Annotated in this window: 19 protein-coding genes; all 19 read left to right on the top strand. The window is 50.6% G+C overall.

Annotated features, from left to right (window positions below; translation table 11 throughout):
• The first annotated feature begins 66 nt into the window (after positions 1-66).
• The 19 genes from HMPREF0733_RS09400 to tatC all read left to right on the top strand — a co-directional run bounded on the left by HMPREF0733_RS09400 (position 67) and on the right by tatC (position 23,231).
• Positions 67-834 (top strand): 16S rRNA (uracil(1498)-N(3))-methyltransferase, encoded by a 768-nt coding sequence (locus tag HMPREF0733_RS09400; protein WP_004004696.1) that lies wholly within the window; start codon positions 67-69, stop codon positions 832-834.
• A 46-nt stretch (positions 835-880) separates the two neighbouring features.
• On the top strand, positions 881-1,996 hold the full coding sequence (locus tag HMPREF0733_RS09395) for a PhoH family protein (RefSeq protein WP_004004695.1): 1,116 nt from the start codon (positions 881-883) through the stop codon (positions 1,994-1,996).
• Positions 1,996-2,517, top strand: coding sequence for an rRNA maturation RNase YbeY (ybeY, locus tag HMPREF0733_RS09390; protein ID WP_013399091.1), 522 nt, complete (start codon positions 1,996-1,998; stop codon positions 2,515-2,517). Before HMPREF0733_RS09395 ends, ybeY begins: the two co-directional genes overlap by 1 nt.
• 8 nt (positions 2,518-2,525) lie before the next feature.
• Entirely contained in the window at positions 2,526-3,893 is a 1,368-nt protein-coding gene (locus HMPREF0733_RS09385) for a hemolysin family protein (RefSeq protein ID WP_013399090.1), read from the top strand.
• Positions 3,894-3,931: 38 nt separating this feature from the next.
• Entirely contained in the window at positions 3,932-5,050 is a 1,119-nt protein-coding gene (locus HMPREF0733_RS09380; protein WP_004004692.1) for a GTPase Era, read from the top strand.
• A 30-nt stretch (positions 5,051-5,080) separates the two neighbouring features.
• Positions 5,081-6,511 (top strand): LCP family protein, encoded by a 1,431-nt coding sequence (locus HMPREF0733_RS09375; RefSeq protein ID WP_013399089.1) that lies wholly within the window; start codon positions 5,081-5,083, stop codon positions 6,509-6,511.
• A gap of 344 nt (positions 6,512-6,855) precedes the next feature.
• A complete protein-coding gene (leuA, locus tag HMPREF0733_RS09370; protein WP_013399088.1) occupies positions 6,856-8,613 on the top strand; it encodes a 2-isopropylmalate synthase in 1,758 nt (585 codons plus the stop codon).
• Positions 8,614-8,749: 136 nt separating this feature from the next.
• The gene (locus HMPREF0733_RS09365) at positions 8,750-9,583 is read left to right on the top strand and encodes an undecaprenyl-diphosphate phosphatase (RefSeq protein ID WP_172461378.1); all 834 of its coding nucleotides are present in this window, start codon (positions 8,750-8,752) and stop codon (positions 9,581-9,583) included.
• A gap of 95 nt (positions 9,584-9,678) precedes the next feature.
• Complete coding sequence (mshC, locus tag HMPREF0733_RS09360) at positions 9,679-10,995, top strand: cysteine--1-D-myo-inosityl 2-amino-2-deoxy-alpha-D-glucopyranoside ligase (protein WP_013399086.1); 1,317 nt, start codon at positions 9,679-9,681, stop codon at positions 10,993-10,995.
• 123 nt (positions 10,996-11,118) lie between these two features.
• Positions 11,119-12,174: a tRNA (adenine-N1)-methyltransferase gene (locus HMPREF0733_RS09355; RefSeq protein ID WP_013399085.1), complete on the top strand. Its 1,056-nt coding sequence runs from the start codon at positions 11,119-11,121 to the stop codon at positions 12,172-12,174.
• 273 nt (positions 12,175-12,447) lie between these two features.
• Positions 12,448-14,106, top strand: a complete 1,659-nt coding sequence (gene arc / locus HMPREF0733_RS09350; RefSeq protein WP_013399084.1) for a proteasome ATPase — start codon at positions 12,448-12,450, stop codon at positions 14,104-14,106.
• Positions 14,107-14,127: 21 nt separating this feature from the next.
• Positions 14,128-15,846, top strand: a complete 1,719-nt coding sequence (dop, locus tag HMPREF0733_RS09345; RefSeq protein ID WP_013399083.1) for a depupylase/deamidase Dop — start codon at positions 14,128-14,130, stop codon at positions 15,844-15,846.
• Positions 15,847-15,854: 8 nt separating this feature from the next.
• Complete coding sequence (locus HMPREF0733_RS09340; protein WP_013399082.1) at positions 15,855-16,055, top strand: ubiquitin-like protein Pup; 201 nt, start codon at positions 15,855-15,857, stop codon at positions 16,053-16,055.
• 48 nt (positions 16,056-16,103) lie between these two features.
• A complete protein-coding gene (pafA, locus tag HMPREF0733_RS09335; RefSeq protein WP_013399081.1) occupies positions 16,104-17,564 on the top strand; it encodes a Pup--protein ligase in 1,461 nt (486 codons plus the stop codon).
• Positions 17,565-17,888: 324 nt separating this feature from the next.
• Entirely contained in the window at positions 17,889-18,890 is a 1,002-nt protein-coding gene (locus tag HMPREF0733_RS09330; protein WP_115333647.1) for an FKBP-type peptidyl-prolyl cis-trans isomerase, read from the top strand.
• Between the two features lie 73 nt (positions 18,891-18,963).
• Positions 18,964-19,359 (top strand): FKBP-type peptidyl-prolyl cis-trans isomerase, encoded by a 396-nt coding sequence (locus tag HMPREF0733_RS09325; RefSeq protein ID WP_013399079.1) that lies wholly within the window; start codon positions 18,964-18,966, stop codon positions 19,357-19,359.
• 98 nt (positions 19,360-19,457) lie between these two features.
• Entirely contained in the window at positions 19,458-21,554 is a 2,097-nt protein-coding gene (locus HMPREF0733_RS09320; protein WP_013399078.1) for a helix-turn-helix transcriptional regulator, read from the top strand.
• A 423-nt stretch (positions 21,555-21,977) separates the two neighbouring features.
• Positions 21,978-22,214, top strand: coding sequence for a Sec-independent protein translocase subunit TatA (gene tatA / locus HMPREF0733_RS09315; RefSeq protein WP_004004679.1), 237 nt, complete (start codon positions 21,978-21,980; stop codon positions 22,212-22,214).
• A gap of 132 nt (positions 22,215-22,346) precedes the next feature.
• Positions 22,347-23,231 carry a twin-arginine translocase subunit TatC gene (gene tatC / locus HMPREF0733_RS09310; RefSeq protein ID WP_013399076.1) on the top strand — a complete coding sequence of 295 codons (885 nt, stop codon included), beginning with the start codon at positions 22,347-22,349 and terminating at the stop codon, positions 23,229-23,231.
• The last annotated feature ends 30 nt before the right edge of the window (positions 23,232-23,261 follow it).

The raw sequence follows: 23,261 nt of genomic DNA, 5'->3' as shown, positions 1-23,261 counted from the left end.
GAAGTGTTCTGAAAATCCTAGTACGGTAAGATGAAACACTTCGGATACAGCTTTATCAAGGATCTTATGAGCGCCCCCATTTTCTACATTACCGCCAAAGAGCTAGCCAGCTGCACGGCAGGGAGTACATTTACTCTAACTGGCCCGGAAGCGCATCACGCCAAGGTGAAACGCTTAGCTATAGGGGAGAACCTTGACCTTGCAGACGGCCAAGGGCATCGTATCCACGGTATTGTTTCAGCGATTTCCTCTAAAGGACTTGAAGTTACAGTCCAAAACCTAGATAAGGACGATAACAGCCTCTCAGTTTCCCTTGTGCAGGCACTCGCCAAAGATAACCGAGACATATTGGCAATTGAGACCGGCACCGAACTTGGAATTCGGAGCGTTATCCCGTGGAGTGCCGATCGCTCTATCGTGCGGTGGAAAGGGGAACGCGCTACTAAAGCTCACCAAAAGTGGCAAAATACTGTCTCTGCCGCCGCTAAGCAATCGCGTCGAGCGCTCATTCCTACCGTGGAAGAGCTGTATTCTTCGCAGGAACTCGCAGAACACATACGCGAGCTCACGGATCAGGGAGCGTATGTCTACATTCTGCATGAACAGGCCACTGAACCCTTAAGCGAATATCTGCGAAAGATTGGGTACAGCCCTGATAATCCCACCAGAATTTATATTCTTGTAGGACCTGAAGGAGGCATCACCGAGCGGGAAATCGAACTTTTCACGCGGGCGGGTGCGCACAAGGCACTGTTAGGAACTGAAATTCTGCGAGCCTCCACCGCTGGTGCCGCAGCACTGTGCACTATCAACGTAGTGTTGGGACGCTGGTAAGTAACGTTACACTTATTTAAGAACCAACAAGCCAAGGAGCTTACTTTTGACGACTACCTCACGACCCCTCTCAACGGCACGTACCGTATCTTTCAAAAGCGCCGCAGAGATGATAGCGGTTCTTGGCCCTCAAGACGCGCATCTCACTATTGTTGAGGACTATTTTGACAATATTTCAATTCGTCCCAAGGATCTTGATCTTCTTATTTCCGGTCCGTCCGTGTCTGTTACCACGGTTGCGAAGCTTCTCAATGAACTTCGTGTACTCGCTAGTCACGGTACACAGATTACAGTACAAGTTATCCATCGTCTGATGGGTATGCTCGGTGATGAACTTTCAAATCCGGCACATACGCTCTCAGCGAGTATTCTTTCAACACGCGGTACGACGATTCGCCCGAAGACGGTAAACCAGAAAAAATATGTGGATGCTATTGACGCAAATACTGTTGTCTTCGGCATTGGTCCCGCTGGTACCGGTAAAACATATTTAGCTATGGCAAAAGCAGTGCAAGCCCTACAAAGCCGCGAGGTTAACCGAATTGTCTTAACTCGCCCCGCAGTAGAAGCAGGCGAGCGTCTAGGCTTTTTACCGGGAACTCTCAACGATAAGATTGACCCTTACTTGCGTCCTCTCTATGATGCTCTACACGACATGCTTGAACCGGAGGCTATCCCTAAGCTTATGGAGGCAGGAACAATTGAGGTTGCCCCCCTCGCATATATGCGCGGGCGTACATTGAATGACGCTTTCGTCATCCTTGATGAAGCACAGAACACGACGGCTGAACAGATGAAGATGTTCCTGACTCGTTTAGGTTTTGGCTCCAAGATGGTAATCACCGGCGATATTACACAGGTTGATTTGCCGGGTGGCCAAGCTTCGGGGCTTAAACAGGTGCGTAATATTTTGACCGGGGTTGATGACATTGTTTTTAGCACCCTGGATTCCTCTGATGTTGTGCGCCATAGTCTAGTGTCTAACATTGTCTCCGCGTACGATCAGTGGGGCGAAGATCAAAAGGCTATGGAACGTAAACGTAATCGTAAAGTTAAGCGCGCCACGATTGAAGCTGCGGCTGAGAAACTTTTGGATCGAGCCGGAATTAACGGTGGTGAGTCTGGGGAGAACCAGTCACAGCAGAAGGGTGGACAACGCTAGTGGCTGTACTTGATTTTCATGTTGAGGACCCTAATGAGAAGCCTGGTAACGTCACGACTCAGCTTATTCATGATGCTTTTGCGTCAGTAGATACCGAAGTTCTCAGCAATCTGGTGGATTACATCTTCGCGAAGCTTTTCATAAGCAAAGATACTTATCTCTCTATCGCCGTTGTTGGGGAGAAGCAGATGGAGAAGATTCATCTGGAATGGATGGACTTACCTGGGGCAACCGATGTCATGAGCTTTCCAATGGATGAGCTTGTTCCCGGCACTGAAGATGAGCTTGCCCAGGGTATGCTGGGCGATATTGTGCTCTGCCCGCCCGTTGCGGCTCGTCAGGGTGCTGACGCCGGGCATTCCACGCTTGATGAGCTATGTCTGCTGACAACGCATGGGATTCTCCATTGTTTGGGGTATGATCATGGGACTGCACAGGAAGAAGCTGAAATGTTTGGGCTTCAACGCTCTTTGCTTGAAGGCTTCTTGGGACGTGCTGCCCCCGTCGAGACCCGACATTAGGGGTATTTATGGCCGGGCTATTACTCTTTATCCTTGCTCTAATCGCAACGGTTTTAGCGTTTACAATCACTGTTGCGGAAACCGCCTTTGTCTATTTACCGCGCACTGAGGCAGAGGAAGTCGCGCAAGAACACCCACATAGTGTTTTTGCGCGGGTTTTGACCGAAGCAAGTACCGGAAATGACGAGCGGTATACGCATCCCTTGCGGCTGGCGCGGGTTCTTACGACCGGGGTGGCTACTCTTGCCTTTATGGTCGCTATCCTTAGCATAGTCGAGCATCACTGGCTGGCTGGGCTTATTACTCTGGCATGTGTCGCGTTAGTGGGATATCCGCTGCTTACGGTGTTGGCCCGGGCTTTAGGCCGAAACCGCGCGGTTGTGATGTTAAAAGGTCTTGCTGCTCCTGTGCATTTCACCGCGATTACTCTCGGGTGGTTGTCGTCTTTTCTTGATGCACTTGTACATAAGGCAGCACCACAGCGTGTTTTAGATGGTCCTGCCGGTGTTTTTGCCGAAGATGAGCTTCGCGAGTTCCTGGATCGTGCCTCTGATGCTGAGACTATTGAAGATGATGAGGCACAGATTGTTCAGTCGGTTTTCGAGCTTGATGATACGCGCATCCGCTCTATTATGGTGCCGCGCACAGATATGTTGACTGTTGAGGCTAATGAGAGTATTGAGAACGCGCTTAGCCTTTTTCTGCGTTCGGGATATTCGCGTATGCCGGTGATTGGAGAATCAAACGACGATGTGCTTGGCATCCTATATCTCAAGGACTGCATGCAGGCTCATCTTGCCTATAGCCGCGGTGATGCTCCAGAGCCTAGCATTATCTCTCTTATGCGTGAGGCGCGTTTTGAGCCTGAATCGAAAAAAGTTATGGATCTTTTGCGACAAATGCAACGGGAATCAACGCACGTTGCCGTCGTTGTTGATGAGTATGGCGGTACCGCCGGTATGGTCACGCTTGAGGACCTTATCGAAGAGCTCGTTGGCGATATTTCGGACGAATATGACAACGAGAAACCTGAGTATTCCCTTCAGGAAGATGGAAGCTTCAAAGTTTCGGCGCGCCTAAGCATTGAAGATCTTGGAGAAATTTTTGGGATTGACCTTGACGATGAAGATGTAGATACCGTAGGTGGTTTGTTAGCGAAGCACCTAGGAAAAGTACCTATCGTGGGGTCTGAAGTCACGGTTGAGGGTATTACCATTCGTGCCATTGGTAGCAGCGGGCGGCGCCATCAAGTTGATATGTTACGAGTGTACCGTCAAGAATCGCAGCCTCACTTAGGAGAAGAATCAAACTCACCGGAGGGCACAGGCTTCAATACGCCGCTAGATTCATCTTCTTCTCAGCAAACATTCAACTAATTTTTATACGCTTAGCATTTCATCAGAAACGAGGAATCATGGATATCGAACGTGGCGGCTCTGCTCAGCCTGCTTTCCCTGAGCATTATCGTGCAGGGTTTGTATCTTTAGTGGGGCGTCCCAACGCTGGAAAATCGACCCTTACGAATGCTTTGGTAGGGCAGAAGGTGGCGATTACATCAAGTCGCCCCCAAACAACACGCCACACGATTCGCGGTATTGTGCATCGAGACGATTATCAGCTGATCCTTGTTGATACTCCAGGTATTCACCGCCCTCGTACCCTTTTGGGGGAGCGACTTAATGATCTTGTTGCGGGCACTCTTTCTCAAGTGGATGTCCTGGGGTTTTGCATCCCGGCAAACGAGAAAATTGGTCCCGGTGACCGTTATATTGCTTCTCAGTTGGTGGCTTCAAGTAATAAACCTGTCGTGGCAATAGTCACAAAATCTGATACTGTCGGTAACGATCAGCTTTCTGAACAGCTTATAGCGGTGCAGGCTCTTGGCGAAGAGGTAATGAGCGCAGAACGCGCCGATCGAGCCCGCCGGGCTACGCATCGTGAGAATCGTGTATCGCGTAGCAAGAAAGACAATAAAAATATACCTTTTGCCAAAGGTTCAGGTCCCGCAGCTCAACGACGAACTGGTAAAAATTATGAGCCCACAGTCCATGACGGTCAGGGTGGTTGGGCTGATATTATCCCGGTTTCAGCGGTACAGCACTTTCAAGTCGATGCCGTTGCTGACGTTTTAGCAAGTTACATGCCGGTTTCACCTCCACTCTATCCTGAGGGTGAACTTACAGACGAACCTGAAGCTACCATGATCGCAGAATTTGTGCGTGAGGCCGCCTTAGAAGGCGCGCGTGAAGAACTGCCTCATTCTATTGCCGTTACCGTTGAGGAAATGAACTTTCGAGAAGGCCGTTCAAAAGATAACCCCTTGCTGGATGTACATGTTAACCTGTTTGTGGAACGCGAATCGCAAAAGTACATTATTATCGGCAAGGGTGGTTCTCATCTTCGGAAGATTGGTACACAAGCGCGTGAGCAGATTGAGGCTATGCTAGGCACTCGTGTATACCTCAATATTCATGTCAAGGTAGCTAAAGAGTGGCAATCTGATCCCCGAGCGCTGAATCGTCTAGGTTTTTAAGCGGTCCTGATACATAGAAAGAGAGTTGGTATGCCTCAGGCACCTTCTATGAAGAGTAGTGGTCGCCATATGCGCCACGGCATCATGAAGTCGGCGCGTAACAAGTGGATTGCGCTCTTGAGCGTCTGCATGTTGGTTGTCCTCATGGGCTTCGGCGGAGCTATTCTGCTACGTCTGCGCGCAAACTTGCATACTGAGCCGCTGAATATTAGTGACTTTACGGGTGCAGTTGAGAATGGTGCACTCGACATTCTGATTATCGGATCGGATACCCGTAAAGGTAATAATGGCGCCTACGGGAACGATGATGACCGCAACTCAGAAGCTCGTTCCGATGTGATGATGCTCCTGCAGATCAGCGCAGATCGTAAGAACGTAAATGTGCTGTCCTTTCCTCGTGACTTGGTGGTTTCGATCCCAAAATGCACCGACCCCAAGACTAATAAAGCCTATGAAGCTGAGGATGATATACAAATCAATGAATCATTGGCACGCGGCGGTCCGGGATGTACGGCAGCTACTATCAGCAAACTCACGGGCGTACACATTGACCACTTCATGCTGGTAGATTTCAATGCTGTTAAAGAACTCTCTCGCGTAGTAGGCGGCGTCGAAGTCTGTGTAGATAACCCCGTCAACGACGAGTACAGCGGATTGAATCTACCCGCTGGCAACTCGAAGGTCGAGGGAGAGCAGGCGCTTGCATTCCTACGTTCACGCCACGGCTTTGGTGATGGCTCTGATATTGGTCGTATTCAAGCTCAACAGGGGTTCTTGTCAGCTCTGCTTCGTAAGGTCAAGGCAGAGGGAACACTCGATAATCCAAATAAACTTTTGAATATTGCGGAGGCTATCACCCAGAACGTCACGGTTGATGATGATCTGGGCAATCCCAACGAGATTGCCGGTATCGGTGCGACCATTGGCGGCATCGACCTGTCCGAGGTGGTTTTTGCAACTATCCCAACCGAGCCGTGGAACCAAGATCCCAACCGCCTGCAGCTTACCTCTGAGGCGCAGTCGGTGTTCCAGCGCCTTCGTGATGATAAGTCGTTGAAGGTTGAAGAAGCTAAGCAAGGCGATAATGCACCTGCACAGCTTGATAAGTCGATACCTATCACCGTGTATAACGCTACGGGCATTGACGGTCGTGCTGCAGCCCTTGCTCGTATCATCGGTAATCTTGGATACACAAGTGTAACCCCGGCAAGTACTGCCGAATCTGTTTCTACCACCACAATTTCTTATGGCGAGGGTTACGAAGCTGAGGCGCGCGAAATTGCTGCAAAGATGAATATCACGCGGGTAGAGCCGAACGCTCAGGTTACCGGCGTAACGCTTACCATCGGCACCGATTTCCCCAGTGGTGATGCGATGGAGAAACAAGATTCGCAGATCGCGGGTGGAGCTGCCGGTCAGACTGCTGATCAGGCCACCTGCCAGCATGCATTTGCTTACTAATGTAGTAAGGCTTTGACGCCTACCTTACGGGGGGTGCAGCCTAAGGTTTTAAACCTTAGGCTGCACCCCCCGCTTCTGCTTCAGCAGGTACGTCTTGGAAAATTTCTATTCCATATGATGGACGAGAGGAGTGTTGGGAAATAGCTCCTCTTCTGTCTCGTGGTAGCGTTGAGGTATGAAGACTCTCGGCGACTGTGCAGTTTCGCATCTGCTTCTCCTTATTCGCCGGAACGGGGCTTAGTTATTTCCGCACCCGTTCCGGGTATTTTGTGCGGCGCATTTTCGCGATTTATCACACCCGTTTATGAGCCTAATTTCAAGGCACGATTCTCAAGGAATTTAGTATGCAAAACTTCCAGCAGCCTTCGTCCATGCCAGTACATAAGTATCGTCCTTTTCACGAGCAGATTAAAGTTGATCTGCCGGATCGTACTTGGCCTTCACATGTAGCTACTCAAGCACCACGTTGGTGTGCAGTTGATTTGCGTGACGGCAACCAAGCATTGGTCGATCCCATGGACACAAAACGCAAACTGGCGATGTTCGATTTACTCGTTCGTATGGGGTACAAAGAAATTGAGGTTGGTTTTCCCTCAGCTTCACAAACTGATTTTGATTTTGTGCGCACTCTGGTAGAAGACGGACATATTCCGGAAGATGTCACCATTCAGGTTTTGGTACAGGCGCGAGAGCATCTGATTGCTCGCACCTTTGAAGCCATCGAAGGCGCTCCTCAAGCCATTGTTCATTTTTATAATTCAACTTCTGTGCTGCAGCGCCGCGTAGTATTCCGTCAAGATGAAGACGGTATCTTGGATATTGCTCTGCAGGGTGCACGCCTGTGTAAGAAATACGAAGAGCAAATGATTACGGATACCAAGGTTCTGTATGAGTACTCGCCGGAATCTTTTACGGGGACCGAGCTTGAGTATGCGGCGCGCGTATGTAATGCCGTCGCAGATGAGCTTGAGGTCGGCGTCAATGGTCGCGAGCTCATCGTAAACCTGCCTGCTACCGTTGAGATGGCAACGCCTAATGTTTACGCAGACTCTGTGGAATGGATGAACCGTCATCTCAATCACCGTGACCACATCGTTTTGTCCCTACACCCCCATAACGACCGTGGTACGGGTGTTGCCGCCGCCGAATTAGGATATTTGGCGGGTGCTGACCGCATTGAGGGGTGTCTTTTCGGCAATGGGGAGCGCACCGGTAACGTCGACCTGGTTACTCTGGGCTTGAATCTCTATACCCAGGGGATCGATCCTCAGATTGATTTCTCTAATATTGATGAAATCCGCAAAACCGTTGAATATTGTAACCAGATGCCGGTTCATGAGCGTTCCCCCTATGGCGGCGATCTGGTGTTTACCGCTTTCTCTGGCTCGCATCAAGACGCTATCAAGAAGGGTTTTGAAGCTCTTGAAACTAGTGCGGCCGAGCAGGGTAAGACTGTGGACGAGGTTTTCTGGGAAGTTCCGTACCTTCCTATCGATCCACGAGATTTGGGACGCACCTATGAAGCCATTATCCGCGTGAATTCGCAGTCTGGTAAGGGCGGTGTTGCATATCTGCTGAAGAAGGATTACGGCCTGGATTTACCCAAGCGTGCCCAGGTTGAGTTCTCACAGATTGTGCAGGCTCGCACTGATGCCGACGGCGGCGAGATGACCTCACAAAATCTGTGGAATATTTTCACGGATGAATACTTGCCTGCTCCTGATGATCAGCCTCGTTGGGGTAAGTATCGTATTGAGTCGATCAATATTGAGTCTGCTGACACGGGCTCGACATCCCTTCGCGTAGGGCTGAATATTGATGGTCATCTCTTTACCCGTACCGGTACAGGAACTGGTCCCGTGGATGCGCTTCAGAGTATTCTTCGTGACGAAGGCGTAGATCTGCGTGTGCTCGATTATTCCGAACACACCATGTCCTCCAGTTCAACCGCAAACGCTGCCTGCTATATTGAGGTTGCTATTGATGCGCGTGTGCTTTGGGGCATCGGGGTGGATGACTCGACCACTCGTGCAGCGCTGAAGGCTATGGTTTCAGCTGTGAACCGTGCGTTGCGTGATGAAGCACATTCATCATCCATATAAAGGTAAATCCTGCCTGTAAACACGGGGTTCTAGCGGTACATGTGCTGCTAGAACCCTGCTGTTTATTAGGGAACGCGTGAGGACGACGGTTCACAAACCCAGACATGCGTTATCAGGTACGGTATTCTTGATTATCGTGGAGTATATTCAAGCAATTATTCTAGGTTTCGTACAGGGCCTTACCGAGTTCCTTCCGATCTCGTCGTCTGCCCATTTGCGCATTGTCGGTCAACTGTTGCCCGAAAATGTTGATCCTGGTGCCGCTTTTACCGCTATTACCCAGTTGGGGACTGAGACGGCGGTCCTAGTCTTTTTCTGGCGTGATATTGTGCGTATTATTCGTGCCTGGTTCGGTTCGCTCACCGGTAAAGTCAAGCGAGATGATCCTGATGCACGTATGGGATGGCTCATTATTATTGGTTCAATCCCCATTGGTGTTCTGGGTTTCCTCTTGGAAGACTACATCGACACCTCGTTCAGGTCTTTGTGGATTGTCGGGGCGCTTCTGATCGTTTTTGCTGTCTTCCTTGCGGTAGCCGATCGTTTCGGTAAGGAACAACGAGAGCTTAAAGACCTCAATATGCATCATGGTTTAGTCTATGGTTTGGCACAATCCTTAGCTCTTATCCCAGGTGTTTCTCGCTCGGGCGGCACCATTATGGCTGGCTTGTTCATGGGATACACTCGTGAGGCTGCAGCCCGCTACTCATTCCTGCTGGCGATGCCTGCTGTGTATATGTCTGGGCTTTATAAGGCCAGTAAAGTGGTTATCGGTCAAGAACACCTAGAGTATTACGGTTTGCTCTCCACGCTCATCGCAACTGTGATTGCTTTTGTTGTTGGTTATTTGATCATCGGTTGGTTCCTCAAGTACGTATCGACTCGGTCATACAGTATTTTCGTGTGGTACCGCATTATTCTGGGCACGCTAATTTTCGTAGGCCTGGGTACAGGCTTTATTACGTCGTAGTACGCTTTGAGCGTTCACCATGTTATGCCCGTCCGCTAGGTTGAGCTGGGCGGGTATGCTTGTAGGTAGATTTTTGGTCGTTGAAAGGAAGCCCTATGCGAGCTTGGGATACGCCCACAGTTCCGTCTCTGCCGGGGTCGGCACCACTACCGCAGATCTTTGATACTTCGACGGGCACTGTGGTTCAGCTTCAAGAGCCCCAACACGCAGGGTTGTATGTCTGCGGGATAACCCCGTACGATGCAACGCATATGGGCCATGCTTCAACCTATGTTGCTTTTGATGTGCTCAATCGTGCCTGGCGTGATGCCGGGGTAACTGTCACTTATGTACAAAATGTGACTGATGTGGACGACCCACTATTAGAGCGTGCCACTGCTACTGGCGTTGATTGGCAAGAACTTGCCGAAGAGCAGACTGAACTTTTCAGGACCGATATGGAGGCGCTTCATGTGCTTCCGCCTGATCATTATGTGGGCGTCGTTGAATCCATTCAATGGCTTTTCCCGGTGATTGAGGATCTTGTTGAACGTTCCCTGGCGTATCGTGTGGCGGGGTATGTCGATGAAAAGGGTGTGCAGCACCCCGGCGGTGATATCTATCTTGATCTAAAGGCGGTACAGGCACTTCCACAGAATGAGGACGGATATTCCTGGACTCCTGGCGAAGTCAGCCACATGAGCCGCGATGAGATGCTCGATATTTTCTCTGAACGTGGGGGAGACCCTGAGCGTTCGGGCAAGCGTGACCCTTTAGACCCGCTTTTGTGGCGTATTAAGCGTGAAGGTGAGCCTTCGTGGGATGCAGGCTCTCTAGGGGAGGGACGTCCCGGCTGGCATATTGAATGCACGATGATTGCTCGTAAATTTATAGATGGTCCGCTGACGGTTCAAGCAGGTGGTTCCGATCTAAAATTCCCGCACCATGATTTGGGCGCCGGACATTCATGGGCCGTCTCGAACCGCCCACATGCTTTGCACTATGCGCACACTGGGATGGTGGGACTTGATGGTCATAAGATGAGTAAATCCCGCGGTAACCTTGTGCTGGTTTCTAAACTTCGTGCAGCGGGTGTTGACCCCAATACGATTCGACTCGCTATTATGGATCACCACTACCGTGAAGATTGGTTCTGGACTGATGAGGATCTTAAGAAGGCTCAGGCTCGCCTAGATCTTTACCGTCAGGCGGTTGAAAGCGCTAACGGTACTGATTCATCTGCGGCTGAACAGGCGCTAGAGAAGGTACGGGAGTATCTGGCGGATGATCTGAAAACATCAGGTGCGCTCATGGCACTTGACGCTTGGGCTATTTCGGCTCTTGAGCAGGTGCGCGATGGTAACGCTGAGCCTTGTGGCGGCGGAGAACTTATTCGAGACACGCTCTCAGCACGCCTAGGAGTTGTGCTCTAAAACAGGTTCTACTATGAACGACTGGTTCCCGTACTAAGCTTTGAGTCTTGATATGGGAACCTTTGTTTATCCATAGAACCGGTAGAATAGAAATAAACTACGTGACAAGGAGACACACAGCATATGACCACTCCCACCGGTGCCATTAACCGCCGTGGTTCATTCCGCCCCGGCGAGCGCGTGCAATTAACCGACGAGCGTGGTCGCATCACCACCATCACTCTGCAGCAAGGTGGGGAGTACCATTCACATCGAGGGTTCCTCAAACACGATGAACTCATCGGTGCGCCTGAAGGAACTGTTATTGAGAACACTCACGGTTTTCTTTATCAGGCGCTGCGCCCCCTGTACAAAGATTTTGTGTTGTCTATGCCGCGTGGTGCTGCCGTGGTGTACCCCAAAGATGCCGCTCAGATTATTGTGAAGGCCGATATTTTTCCGGGGGCTCGTGTTGTCGAAGCCGGTGTTGGGTCCGGTGCTCTTTCTATCGCTTTGTTGCGAGCTGTAGGCGATGATGGCTATGTGCATTCTTTTGAACGTCGCGAAGAATTCGCTGAGGTCGCGCGTGCAAATATTGAGACTATGTTCGGGGGAGCGCATCCCGCGTGGAAGCTGAGCATTGGCGATCTCCAAGAGAGACTTCCCGAAGTTGAGCAGCCCGGCAGTGTCGATCGTGTGGTACTTGATATGCTTGCGCCTTGGGAATGTTTGGATGCTGTTGCGCAGGCTCTTGCACCGGGTGGGGTGTTAATTTGTTATGTGGCAACGGTAACCCAAATGTCTCGGCTGGTGGAAGGGCTGCGTGCGGATGGTCGTTTTACAGAGCCTGAGTGCGATGAAACTATGGTACGCGGCTGGCATGTTGAGGGGTTAGCGGTTCGTCCAGATCACCGGATGGTTGCGCATACAGCTTTTCTGATCGTAGCCCGGCGCCTTGCTGATGGGGCTGTTCGTCTTTCTCCGAAGCGTCGGGCTTCTAAAAACGACTTCACCGATGATGATATGAATGCCTGGATTCCGATGAATGTGGGGGAGCGAGAGGTTACTGATAAGAAGGTGCGCCGTGCCCTACGGGACGCTAAAAATCTTGCGGAGCATGCAGTGCATGCCCATCGGGTGGCTGTAGCTGAATCTCAGGAAGAAACTTCTATACCCAATGGTTTAGACAAACCCGAGTAGGCTTGACCAATATTTCTGGCCCGCAGCGGTGGGCAAAAACACCGTCCATGACAAGTTTGCTGATGAGAGGAAAAGGATTTGACGCCTGAACATATAAATCCGTCTCGGGAATCGTCTTCAGATCCCAAGTCGTCGGCTCGTCAGCCAAGCCCCGCGCCGCATTATTCTGCAGCTCAGAGCCAGAATCCGATTCCTTCTTCTCGCGCTGTAAGCCCCCAAGAGTATGAGGCTTTACTGAGGCGTGTAAGTGCTGCTGAGTCGACTCGCACTAATATGACCCGGCAGTTACGAGCCGCTTCTGAGAAAAATCGTAAATTGGTTGAGGCACTTACTCACTTCAAATATGAGATTGAGCGGCTACGGGCTTCACTAGCGCAAGAGATCATGCCCCCGTTGAATTCAGGAATTATTCTTGCGGTCAGTACGGGACAGCGTATGACCTATGCGCAGGCTGCTGACGATAAGAGCCCTGCTGAAACCGAAGACTACCTTGATGTCCAAGTCGGAGGACGTTTTATGCGTATTCCGCTCTCCCCGCTTTTGGATCGTAAAAACTTAGCACCGGGTATGACGGTGCTTCTAAACGAGCAGTCCGAAGCTGTTCTATCCCTCGGATATGAATCCTATGGGGACGTTGTGACGATTCGTGAGGTTCTGAGCCCCCAGAAAGTGCTCATCGATACTGCGTCTGGTGCTCAGCAAGTTGCCCGTGTCTCAGGGGAGCTTGATGTCGATTCCCTGCGCACAGGTGATGCAGTTACCCTAGATAGCCGCATCCGGATGGTTACCGGGATAGTTCCGGCAAGCCGCTCTCAAGAACTCGTCCTCGAAGAAATTCCGGATATTTCTTACGAAGATATTGGTGGCCTCGGAGCGCAAATTGAGCAGATTCGTGATGCCGTTGAGCTGCCTTATCTGCACCCAGAGATTTTCGAGCGTTACCATTTGGCACCGCCCAAAGGTATATTGCTCTACGGACCGCCCGGAAACGGTAAGACCATGATTGCCAAAGCTGTGGCAAACTCACTAGCGGCGCGTGCTGCCGCGTTAAACCCAGGTACAAATACTCGCGGTTATTTCCTTAATATCAAAGGCCCAGAGCTCCTCGACAAATTCGTGGGAGAGACCGAACGGCAGATCCGTGATATTTTCGTGGCGGCGCGGGAAAAAGCCCAAGCTGGTCACCCAGTCGTTGTGTTCTTCGACGAAATGGAGTCACTATTCCGTACCCGTGGCACGGGGCGTTCTTCAGATATAGAAACCACCATCGTTCCACAGCTTCTTGCTGAAATCGACGGCGTTGAATCCTTACAGAACGTTATCGTCATCGGCGCCACAAACCGTGAAGACCTCATTGACGCTGCAGTTATGCGCCCAGGGCGCCTCGACCTGAAAATCCGTATTAACCGTCCAGATGCCTCTGGAGCTACCGAGATTTTCGGGCTATATCTCACGGACGATCTGCCTCTAGATCCCCACGAAGTCGCCAAGCACGGTTCGGCAGAGGCGACGCTAGCAGCCATGATCTCTGCCGCCGTCGCGCAGCTTTATGCTCGTACTTCCGCTAACGCCTATGTAGCAGCAACTTTGGACCAGGGTATTAACACAGCAGATAATCCCCGCCTGCACGAAGAGACCCTATATCGCGGTGACTTTGTCTCTGGCGCCGTTATCCGCAACATTGTGGATCGCGCTAAAAAGTACGCCATCAAGGAATATCTCAGCCACGCAAGTTCACCGCTCACTGGTACTAGTCCTGAAATCCTGTCAGAAGGTATTACCACACGGCATCTTCTCGAAGCGGTTCGCGCAGAATTTGAAGATCAAGTTGAGCTGCCGCCGCTACCCGATGTTGAAGATGCGCTCACCATACGCGGAGTACGAGGAAGGCTTCTTTCCATCATGCCGCCACATACCGCCACTACACCTTAATCGTTCCAAGAAAGTAACCTCATGTTCCAGCCCGTCTACGGTATTCACCGCATCATGGGAGCAGAAACCGAATACGGTGTCATATCCCCGGATGCCCTCGGCGCAAACCCCACGATACTCTCCGCTATCGTGGTCAATACGTACGAAAAACTGGAAGCGAAGCGCACAGAATCTCTGCGCCGGACCATCGAGAATAACGCGCAAGAAGCACAGCGCACGCGCTGGTCTACAGAATCCGAGTCTCCGCTCACTGACGCCTTCGGACACACCGTCAAAGAACAAGAGGCATACTCCTCACAACTCACACACACCCGTCGAGAACTCACAAGCGAAGACATAGCGCTTGAAGCCCTACGAGAAGCAGGAATTGACGGATCCCAAGAACTTATCCACGGACGAGGAGGCTATCCGGAACGCCTCGACTGGGACCGAGTCACCATGAACGCCATGCTCGCCAACGGCGCCCGACTCTACGTCGACCATGCCCATCCCGAATACTCATCTCCCGAAGTACTCACTCCGCTCCAAGCAGTACTCTACGACGCTGCAGGTGACAAAATAGCCTACGATTCCATCACAGAAGTAGCGCAGCATAGCAACGACAACCTACCCGCCATCAAGCTCTACAAAAACAATACCGATTCCAAGGGACAATCCTACGGTGCACACGAAAACTACCTCATCAGCCGCAATATCCCTTTCGAAGACGTTGCTAGCACGCTCCTAACCTTCTTTGCAACACGCATCATCTATACCGGAGCAGGCCGAGTAGGCATAGGCGTCAACGGCGAAATTCCAGGGTTCCAAATCAGCTCCCGAGCCGACTTCTTTGAACGCCCTGTCGGGCTCGAAACAACTATTCGACGGCCCATCGTTAACACCCGCGATGAACCCCACGCCAACTCCGAACGCTACCGTCGCCTGCACGTCATCCCTGCAGACGCCAATCTTTCCCACTATTCAAACCTCCTTAAATTCGGCACAGCCACTCTAGTACTAAACCTCATAGAATCCGGACGCGCCCCAAACCTACACCTCGCCGACCCAGTAACAGCGTTACACACCACCAGCCACGACCTATCACTCAGTGCTCAGCTCCCGCTCACAGAAGATTCTGACAGCACCACCAAATTCGCCACAGCTCTAGAAATTCAACGCGCATACCTCAACGCCTGCAAAAGCCACGAACAAGAGAACCCCACCGGAGCCGATAACGACACCCAACAAATACTCGCCCTCTGGGAAGAAACACTCGATGCCCTAGAAACAAATCCTCTCGCACTTGCAGATCGTCTCGACTGGGTCGCTAAATATGCGCTCGTCAGCAGCTATGTGGCCAAAGGTGTTCCCTATACCGATGCAAAGCTCAAAGCCCTTGACATACACTATGCAGATATAGATCCTACACGGGGTCTTTACCACCGCCTCGTAGCGCGTGGTCGGATGTGCACCCTCTTCACACCTCAAGACATTGAAGACGCCGCCCACACCCCACCATCAGACACCCGTGCTTATCTCCGAGGAACCCTCATGAGCCGATGGCCCGATGAAATCATTGGTATCAACTGGGATACCGTATCTTGCCGAGGGCGTTACTCCCACGAACTTACCCGACTCGTCATGCCTGAGCCCACACGCTACACTCAATCTGAAGTAGACCCGCTCTTACCACGAGTTACCCACTCCGACGAACTGCTTCAACTCCTCCAACAGAACACGACACCCCATAAAGACCTTTAGGAGAAAACATGTCACGTGAACGCATCCACGCTTCAAAGCCCCAGTACCACGAAGAACTCACTGAACAGGAGGAATCCCTCACCCAACAAGACACGACCGTTGTACATGACGTAAGCGAAGTCGACGATATCCTCGACGAAATCGACGGGCTGCTCGCCGAAAACGCCGAAGAATTCGTCACCGGATTCGTCCAAAAGGGCGGTCAGTAACTCAAAGACTTACTCAAAGCACTTTCGTCCCCTTACTAGAAACACACCATGGAACAACGCATATTTGGCATAGAAAGCGAATTCGGACTTAGCTACGTACCCCAGGGGCTAGGACGGCTCAGCGTCGAAGAAACAGCTGCAGCGCTCTTCAAGCCCGTCCTTGATGAATGGCGCTCTACTAACGTTTTCCTGCCCAACGGTGGACGGCTCTACCTCGATGTAGGTTCACACCCTGAATATGCCACCGCCGAATGCGCCACCATCGACGAACTCCTCGCCCAAGAACGCGCGGGCGAGCTCCTCTTCGCTCAACTAGCGCAACAAGCCCAAGAGCAATTGAGCACACACCACGATCGTCCTCTCAACGGCACGATCTACCTTTTCAAAAACAATGTAGACTCCGCCGGCAATTCATACGGCAGCCACGAAAACTACCTCATTAGCCGCAAACTCGAATTTCCCACCCTCGTTAAACAACTCGTACCATTCCTCGTCACCCGCCAAATCCTTGTAGGCGCAGGGAAAACCCACCCCAACGGAGGGCCCCTACAAGGTTCAACAGATCCACAAGCCACTACAGGCATACCTTCATACTCGTTCTCACAGCGAGCAGACCATATCTGGGAAGCAGCAAGCACCTCAACCTCCCGCACACGACCCCTCATTAACACCCGCGATGAACCCCACGCCGATGCCTCACGATACCGCCGTATGCATGTCATCAACGGCGACTCCAATATGGCGGAACCCACGGTACTGCTCAAAATAATCAGCACCGACCTTGTGCTACGCATGCTCGAAGACCGATTTCCTGTTACCAGCTTAGAACTCGCATCGGTTCCGCAAGCTCTACGCACCATCAGCCACGACCTCACCGGAACCGCAGCTTTTGAAACCACAGACGGACAACGCTACACAGCTCTAAGCGTTCAAAAGCACTACCTCGACGCCGCCCGCCAATACATCACGCAATACGGGGCCCACCACCATCGCGTCGATTACGCACTAGACCTCTGGCAGCGCACCCTCGACGCCATCGAAACCGGTGACTACAGCAGTATTGACACCGAAATCGACTGGGCTATCAAAAAGAAACTCCTAGACGCATACATCGCCCGTAGCAACACGGCTGGAGCGCCGACAGACTATGCGAGCGCTCGCATCCAACAGCTTGATCTTGCTTACCATGATATTGACCCCCACCGCGGGGTTTACCATGCTCTAGTCCGGCGTGGAGCCATCACAACTATCCTCCCGTCTGATGCCGCACGGAACGCGATGCAAGAACCTCCGGCAACCCGCGCACGCCTACGTTCACAGTTTGTGGAGGCGGCTAAAAATGCGGGGGAGCAGTCTACTGTAGATTGGGTACACCTTAAACTCAATGCATACCCACAGCACACCCTAGTATTTAAAGATCCCTTTCAAACAGAGAGCTCCGAACTCACAAAGGTTCTTGAGATGCTTCGCCATAAGAACCCTCCTCAGTCTGTTCCGCCTTTGGTGTAATGTTCCACAATATGGTTCTACAACTAGCTTTTTATTCTAGGGTTTGATACTTTACGTATGTTTTATGTTCTTATTGATTTGCTCTACACCGTTGTATTTGTCGGGTTTTCGCCCGTTTAATATTAAGTTATAGAGCATCACATAATTTCGGTGTATCTTAAACGTTTAACTCCGAAATAAAGAAAACCTAGGGAAGGAACCTTTGTGTCGAAAAAAGCCTTGGCTGCTTCAGTACTCACTCTTTCGATGTTGCTAAGCGCTTGCGGCGCTGGTGACTCGGGTCAAAACGAATCTTCGCCGTCCGCTTCTACTAGTGAAAACACTGTGAGTAGCTCAGAAGCACTTGACAAAGTACAGGTAGATCTTAGGGGCGGAACTCAGGTTCCCGCTGTATCTTTTTCTACACCTTTTTCTACAGATCGGGAGGTTGCCAGGGTACTGGATGAAGGTACAGGTGACTCCCTTCAGGATAGCGATACTGTTCTCGTCAATGCTTCAATTTTTAATGGTGAAAATGGTTCGTTGGTAGGCAGTTCTTATAACGAAAATGAGCAATCTATACCCATTCAAGTTGGTCGATTAAAAACGATAGAACCCACTATTTACGAAGTTATGAAGAAGATGAAGGTTGGTGGTTCTTTTGTATATAGTACGAACGTGTCCCACGAGCAGCAGCAACAGCAGTCTGCTTCCTCAGTACGACCAACTGTCGAAGCTGGTTCACCAACCAATCTTGAGGTTTATACCGTAGCTCGGAAGCTTCCCACAGAAAAGGATCTTCCTAAATATGCTCAGGGTACTGAGCAAGCTCCCAATCCGAAGCTTCCTGCCTTCTCTCTGAATGAGACTACGGGTAAGGCAGAGCTGAAGTTCGCAGATGATAGGGGAGAGGCTCCGCATGAGCTTGTTGCTCAAGATTTGATTACTGGTACCGGTGCCGAAGTCAATGAGAACGATGCAGTATATGTGCGTTATATTGGCGCTCAGTGGTCTGATGGTAAGGTCTTTGATGGGAACTACGATAAACAGGTCGCAAATTTCCAGCTTAACGGAGTTATTAAGGGTTGGAAACAGGGCTTAAAGGGTAAGAAAGTAGGTTCTCGAGTTGAGCTTGTTGTTCCTGCTGAACTTGCCTATGGGGAAGAGGGACAGAATGGTGGACCCAAGGGAACCCTAGTATTTGTTGTCGATATTTTAGCGACTGTTCCCATGAGCCCAGCCCACGCTTCAGCGCAGCCTTCTCAGCAGGCTAAGGAGTCTTCTTCAGCTTCCCCCACAGCTATCCCGTCTAGCTTGGCGCCTACGGCTGATCCCACCAAACAGTAAATTCTATTCGAGCTCTGCCGATAAGCGCTGTACCCATCTTCGGTAGGGCACTTGAGAGTAAAGGAAACATATTATGTCTTTTGGCCAGCGTAAGCTTGATCGAGAAAAGCCGGAAATTGATTTTCCCGAGGGCGACGCCCCGACCGAACTTGTTATCCAAGATCTTATCGAAGGTAAGGGGGCTGAGGTTGTTCCCGGTTCTCGTGTCTTGGCACACTATGTAGGTGTTGCTTTTTCCACTGGTGAGGAATTCGATGCTTCATGGAACCGCGGCGAGCCGCTTCCGTTCCAGGTTGGCGTGGGGCAGGTTATCCGCGGTTGGGATGAAGGGCTGTTAGGCATGAAGGTTGGCGGTCGGCGTCGCCTCGAAATTCCTGCAAGCATGGCCTACGGTGACCGCGGCGCAGGATCGGTCATTAAACCTGGTGAATCCCTGATCTTTGTAGTGGATTTGGTAGACGTTAGCTAGAAAATCTAAAACTTCGGGGCTGCTGCCGTAATTTACGGGTACGAATACAGCAGCCCCTGAGTTGTTTAAGGTTTTATATATCCCCGTATGATGGTTATATGGTAACAAAAGCGCGAGATGTTTCGTCTAGTTCATCGTTGATCAGGATTTATCATCGGCTATGCAATAGCTCGCGGCGCGGTATTTCTCGCGCAGAGTTTTTAGAAGTATACGGTTTAGACGAATACACCATCTTTGGCTCGGGGAATAAACGAAAAGCTGAGACCATCGCTAAAAAGTTTGAGCGTGCAAAGGACTGTTTGCGTGATGCTGGTATCACGTTTAAGCATGTTGAACGTGATGGCAAAAGCTACTATGTGTACACTCCGGTCCCTAATCCGCTTCTTGATTGGGAACTTAAGCTAGAGGACGCACAATTTCTCATGAGCCTGTGCCGTGCCTGGGAAGGTACCGAGCTTGAAAGCTCTGCACATCGTATGATGCGTAAGATCATTCTTAGCGTTCCCACGCTATCAGCTTCTACACGTTTAGAGGAGCTAGAGGAACCGCTCCAGCGTATACGTCTGAGTGATGATTCCCATCTAGAAGAGATTTTTAGTGCCTTTAGCGAGCATAAAACCATTGACATGGACTATGGGGACCTCAATACTCGCCATAGCGAGAATCTGTCCGTGTGGGGGATAGGGTACCGTTACGGCAATTGGTATTTTGCGGCGCACTATCCCTCTCGCGAGGGTTCTGAGGCTCCGAAGGAAGAACCGAATCGTGCGTATATTCACCGTTTTGAGCGCATTCAGAGTATGCGCATCAACGGTAGTCAACAGCAGCAAGAGAATTTTGTTCGGCCTGGTGAAACATTTGATTTTCAAACCATGCTTTCTGAAAACCTTCAGGGCTATGCCCGTACTGTGCCCGCCTTATCTTTAGATTCACATGAGCAGCTGCTTCTTGACTCATATGGTGTTCGAGAAACTGCGGTGAAAGCCACCGCACGCGGATTGAAAATAACGGTCCCAAAATCGTCCGCAGATTTTTCGAGCAAAGACCTTCAACGGGCCCAGGAGGCATATCGAGCTCAGCACAACCTGGTGGAACGTTTGCTTTCTACCCATCAGCGCAGGGCTGATTTGCCCGAAGCATGGCGTAAGAATTCTCGCCGCAAACGTGACGATGATACAGACCGTTTGATTGACATGCTCTTGGTACTACATCGTCTAAGCCAAGATGATGCGGCTTGGTTTGAAGGGGGCGCTCCTTTTAAACCTGCAGCTTCACTTCTGCAAGTGGATAACGGCAAACCTAAAAGTAACCTTGTCAGTGATTTTACCAATGTCTGCGAGGATTACGGAGCTGCAGAGTTGGATCTTGCAGTCCCTATAGTCTTTCCGCTTCGTCAGGGTCGTGAACTATATGCCGAGCTAACCTATTCATGTGACGATCCGATTTATCAGGGCGTTCCTCTGTCAGCTTTAGAGCGTGCCATGCTTTTCTTTTCAGTGTCGGCTGCTGAGGTTCTCTACCCAGACGATGCACGCGTTTCCAAAATTCGTGAGCTGCTGTTGGTGAGCTACCCAAAGGATGCTGAGCGCTTGCGCGGAAGCCTAATTTTCGCTCCTGAACACCATCTTATTCCTTTAATACATCGGGCAGTCTCTCAGAAACGAACCCTTATTTTTGACTATGCAGGGGTGCAGCGCACCGTTGATACTTGCTCACTGATCTTTGAAAATAATCGTTTTTATCTGCATGGGCTGTGGCGTGAAGCTGCCGATTCTAATGCCTGGCGAAATTTTGCTCTTGACCGTATTAGAAATGCGCGGCTTGGCGGTAAAAGCCATCAGGCCGTCGCCGCTAAGATTCCCAACACCCCGCATCTTTGGTCTCGGCAGCAACAGACAAATACAGAACACCCTTATGTTCGAGTCAAAATCCACGTTGAAAGTCTCAGAACAGAGCGGCGAGAGAATACTATCCGTACTTTGAAACGGCGGAGTACTCACGTTTCACGATCCCAGCCTTCTAAACCTGAAACGCCCTTGATTTACCATGAGCTGCACTACTATCCTGGTGAAAGCGAGGCAGGCCTTGAGCAAATATTGCATTTCGTTGTAGCGTATGGAGGTGCTCTAGAGATTCTTGAGCCAGAACCTGTACGGTCTCTACTTATAGATCGTCTGATGTCGCTTCTAGCGTAGATATCTGCGAAAGACACGCCCAGACATCTATAAGTAGAATAACAACCTTGTATAATAATTCCTATGCCGTGGTGGTTTTGGGTATTACTATGGGGCACCTTAACGATAGGTTCTCTAGCGTTTTTAGCGTGGTTCGTATATCGTGCACTCACAAGGGGCTTCATGCTACTCGATCTTGTAGCAACATGGATGGAATCCGTCGAAACTCGTTTCGATGAAGCGCAAGCGAATACCCGCCGAAAATTGCCTGACGAGCAAAGCCTAGGGATTTTTACCCCGGTAACCACGGCGTACAATGAATACGAACAAGGAAAACAGACACGCAGGTCTGAGCGAATCAAGCGACGGGTCTCCCGACGAGATCGACTCGGCCAACCTCAAAATATCGGAGACCTGCTCTAAGCACAGAAAGGTTCATACCTTATGGGTCAGTTGTTCAGTCACCCGGCAACTATTATCGTAGTCATCCTCCTCATCGTTCTGCTCTTCGGTGCTCCCAAGCTCCCAGGTATGGCACGTAGTCTTGGTCAGTCGATGCGTATCTTCAAGTCCGAAGTCGAGGGTATGAAGAGCGATAGTAAGAAGGAAGACGATAAGGACGATGTTGTCACCGCTGAGGTTGTCGACAACAAAGCTAAGTCCGAAAAGTCTGAAAACTAATTTTCAGTACAACAACACAACCCGTGCAACCACCTCTCTGGTGGCACGGGTTGTCCAGTAGTTTATCTACCCATATCGATAATTTTTGAATAACAGGTATGAGGCGGAGCTTAGAATAAAACGAGGAAAACGATGGCAAAACCGGATCAGGATGTACGCAACCGCAAACTAAATCCTGAAGCCCGTATGGAGCTGAAGGAACATCTGCGTGAGTTTCGTGACCGCTTCATCAAAGCGGCTATTGCAACTGCTATCGCCGCCGTACTTTCCGTTATTTTCTTGTACCAGCCCTTTATTGATGCAATCTCTGAACCTCTTAAGCAAATCAACGCAGCAGATAACCGCTTTGCAACCTTAAACTACGGCTCAATTTCTTCACCCTTTGACCAGCTCATTCGCGTGGGTACGTACATCGGTCTTGGACTTGCTGCACCCGTTTGGCTCTATCAAGGACTGCGCTTCTTACTTCCGGCGCTGCATACCAAAGAGAAAAAATACCTCTTTGGTTTCCTCAGCGGCTCAATCTTTGCTTTTGCCTGCGGTGTCTTCATATCTTGGTATAGTCTGCCCGGCGTTGTTCGTGCACTCACAATGTTCACCCCGCCCGGCGGCTCGAACGTCATTGACGCTCCAACCTATATTTCCTTCATCGTTAAGTTTATTTTCTTCTTCTCACTAGCATTTATTATCCCCGTCATCCTCGTGGGATTGAACATGCTGGGGGTTATTCGGGGTAAAACTATCCTCAAATCTTGGCGCTGGATCGTGGTTCTTGTAGCGCTTATCGCAGCTATGACAGCCCCCGGGACGGATATCATGATGATGTTCTACCTGATGATTCCGCTCCTAACTTTCTTCTTCCTCGCCATAGCAATATGCTTGCTCAACGATAAACGGCGTGACCGCCGCGAAGCTAAACTAGCAAAGGGTCTTACAGAGACCGAGCTCAAGACGGCCACCAGCGCTGAAGACCTTGAAAAGCTAGGACAGCTTGAAGAGGAACCCTCCCAAAAGTAAAACTCCAGAATCCTCCGTCTTACTCAAGAC

Origin of the sequence: Rothia dentocariosa ATCC 17931 (assembly GCF_000164695.2) — a bacterium.
Classification (GTDB): Bacteria; Actinomycetota; Actinomycetes; order Actinomycetales; family Micrococcaceae; genus Rothia; species Rothia dentocariosa.
The sequence above is the reverse complement of the archived record's forward strand: the minus strand, read 5'-3'. Positions and strand labels throughout refer to the sequence as shown.

Excerpts from the sequence above, each read along its gene's own strand:
- HMPREF0733_RS09400 (WP_004004696.1), top strand. The coding sequence starts at position 67 with ATGAGCGCCCCCATTTTCTACATTACCGCCAAAGAGCTAGCCAGCTGC.
- HMPREF0733_RS09385 (WP_013399090.1), top strand. The coding sequence starts at position 2,526 with ATGGCCGGGCTATTACTCTTTATCCTTGCTCTAATCGCAACGGTTTTA.
- HMPREF0733_RS09380 (WP_004004692.1), top strand. The coding sequence starts at position 3,932 with ATGGATATCGAACGTGGCGGCTCTGCTCAGCCTGCTTTCCCTGAGCAT.
- HMPREF0733_RS09375 (WP_013399089.1), top strand. The coding sequence starts at position 5,081 with ATGCCTCAGGCACCTTCTATGAAGAGTAGTGGTCGCCATATGCGCCAC.
- leuA (WP_013399088.1), top strand. The coding sequence starts at position 6,856 with ATGCAAAACTTCCAGCAGCCTTCGTCCATGCCAGTACATAAGTATCGT.
- mshC (WP_013399086.1), top strand. The coding sequence starts at position 9,679 with ATGCGAGCTTGGGATACGCCCACAGTTCCGTCTCTGCCGGGGTCGGCA.
- HMPREF0733_RS09355 (WP_013399085.1), top strand. The coding sequence starts at position 11,119 with ATGACCACTCCCACCGGTGCCATTAACCGCCGTGGTTCATTCCGCCCC.
- arc (WP_013399084.1), top strand. The coding sequence starts at position 12,448 with ATGACCCGGCAGTTACGAGCCGCTTCTGAGAAAAATCGTAAATTGGTT.
- dop (WP_013399083.1), top strand. The coding sequence starts at position 14,128 with ATGTTCCAGCCCGTCTACGGTATTCACCGCATCATGGGAGCAGAAACC.
- HMPREF0733_RS09340 (WP_013399082.1), top strand. The coding sequence starts at position 15,855 with ATGTCACGTGAACGCATCCACGCTTCAAAGCCCCAGTACCACGAAGAA.
- pafA (WP_013399081.1), top strand. The coding sequence starts at position 16,104 with ATGGAACAACGCATATTTGGCATAGAAAGCGAATTCGGACTTAGCTAC.
- HMPREF0733_RS09325 (WP_013399079.1), top strand. The coding sequence starts at position 18,964 with ATGTCTTTTGGCCAGCGTAAGCTTGATCGAGAAAAGCCGGAAATTGAT.
- HMPREF0733_RS09320 (WP_013399078.1), top strand. The coding sequence starts at position 19,458 with ATGGTAACAAAAGCGCGAGATGTTTCGTCTAGTTCATCGTTGATCAGG.
- tatA (WP_004004679.1), top strand. The coding sequence starts at position 21,978 with ATGGGTCAGTTGTTCAGTCACCCGGCAACTATTATCGTAGTCATCCTC.
- tatC (WP_013399076.1), top strand. The coding sequence starts at position 22,347 with ATGGCAAAACCGGATCAGGATGTACGCAACCGCAAACTAAATCCTGAA.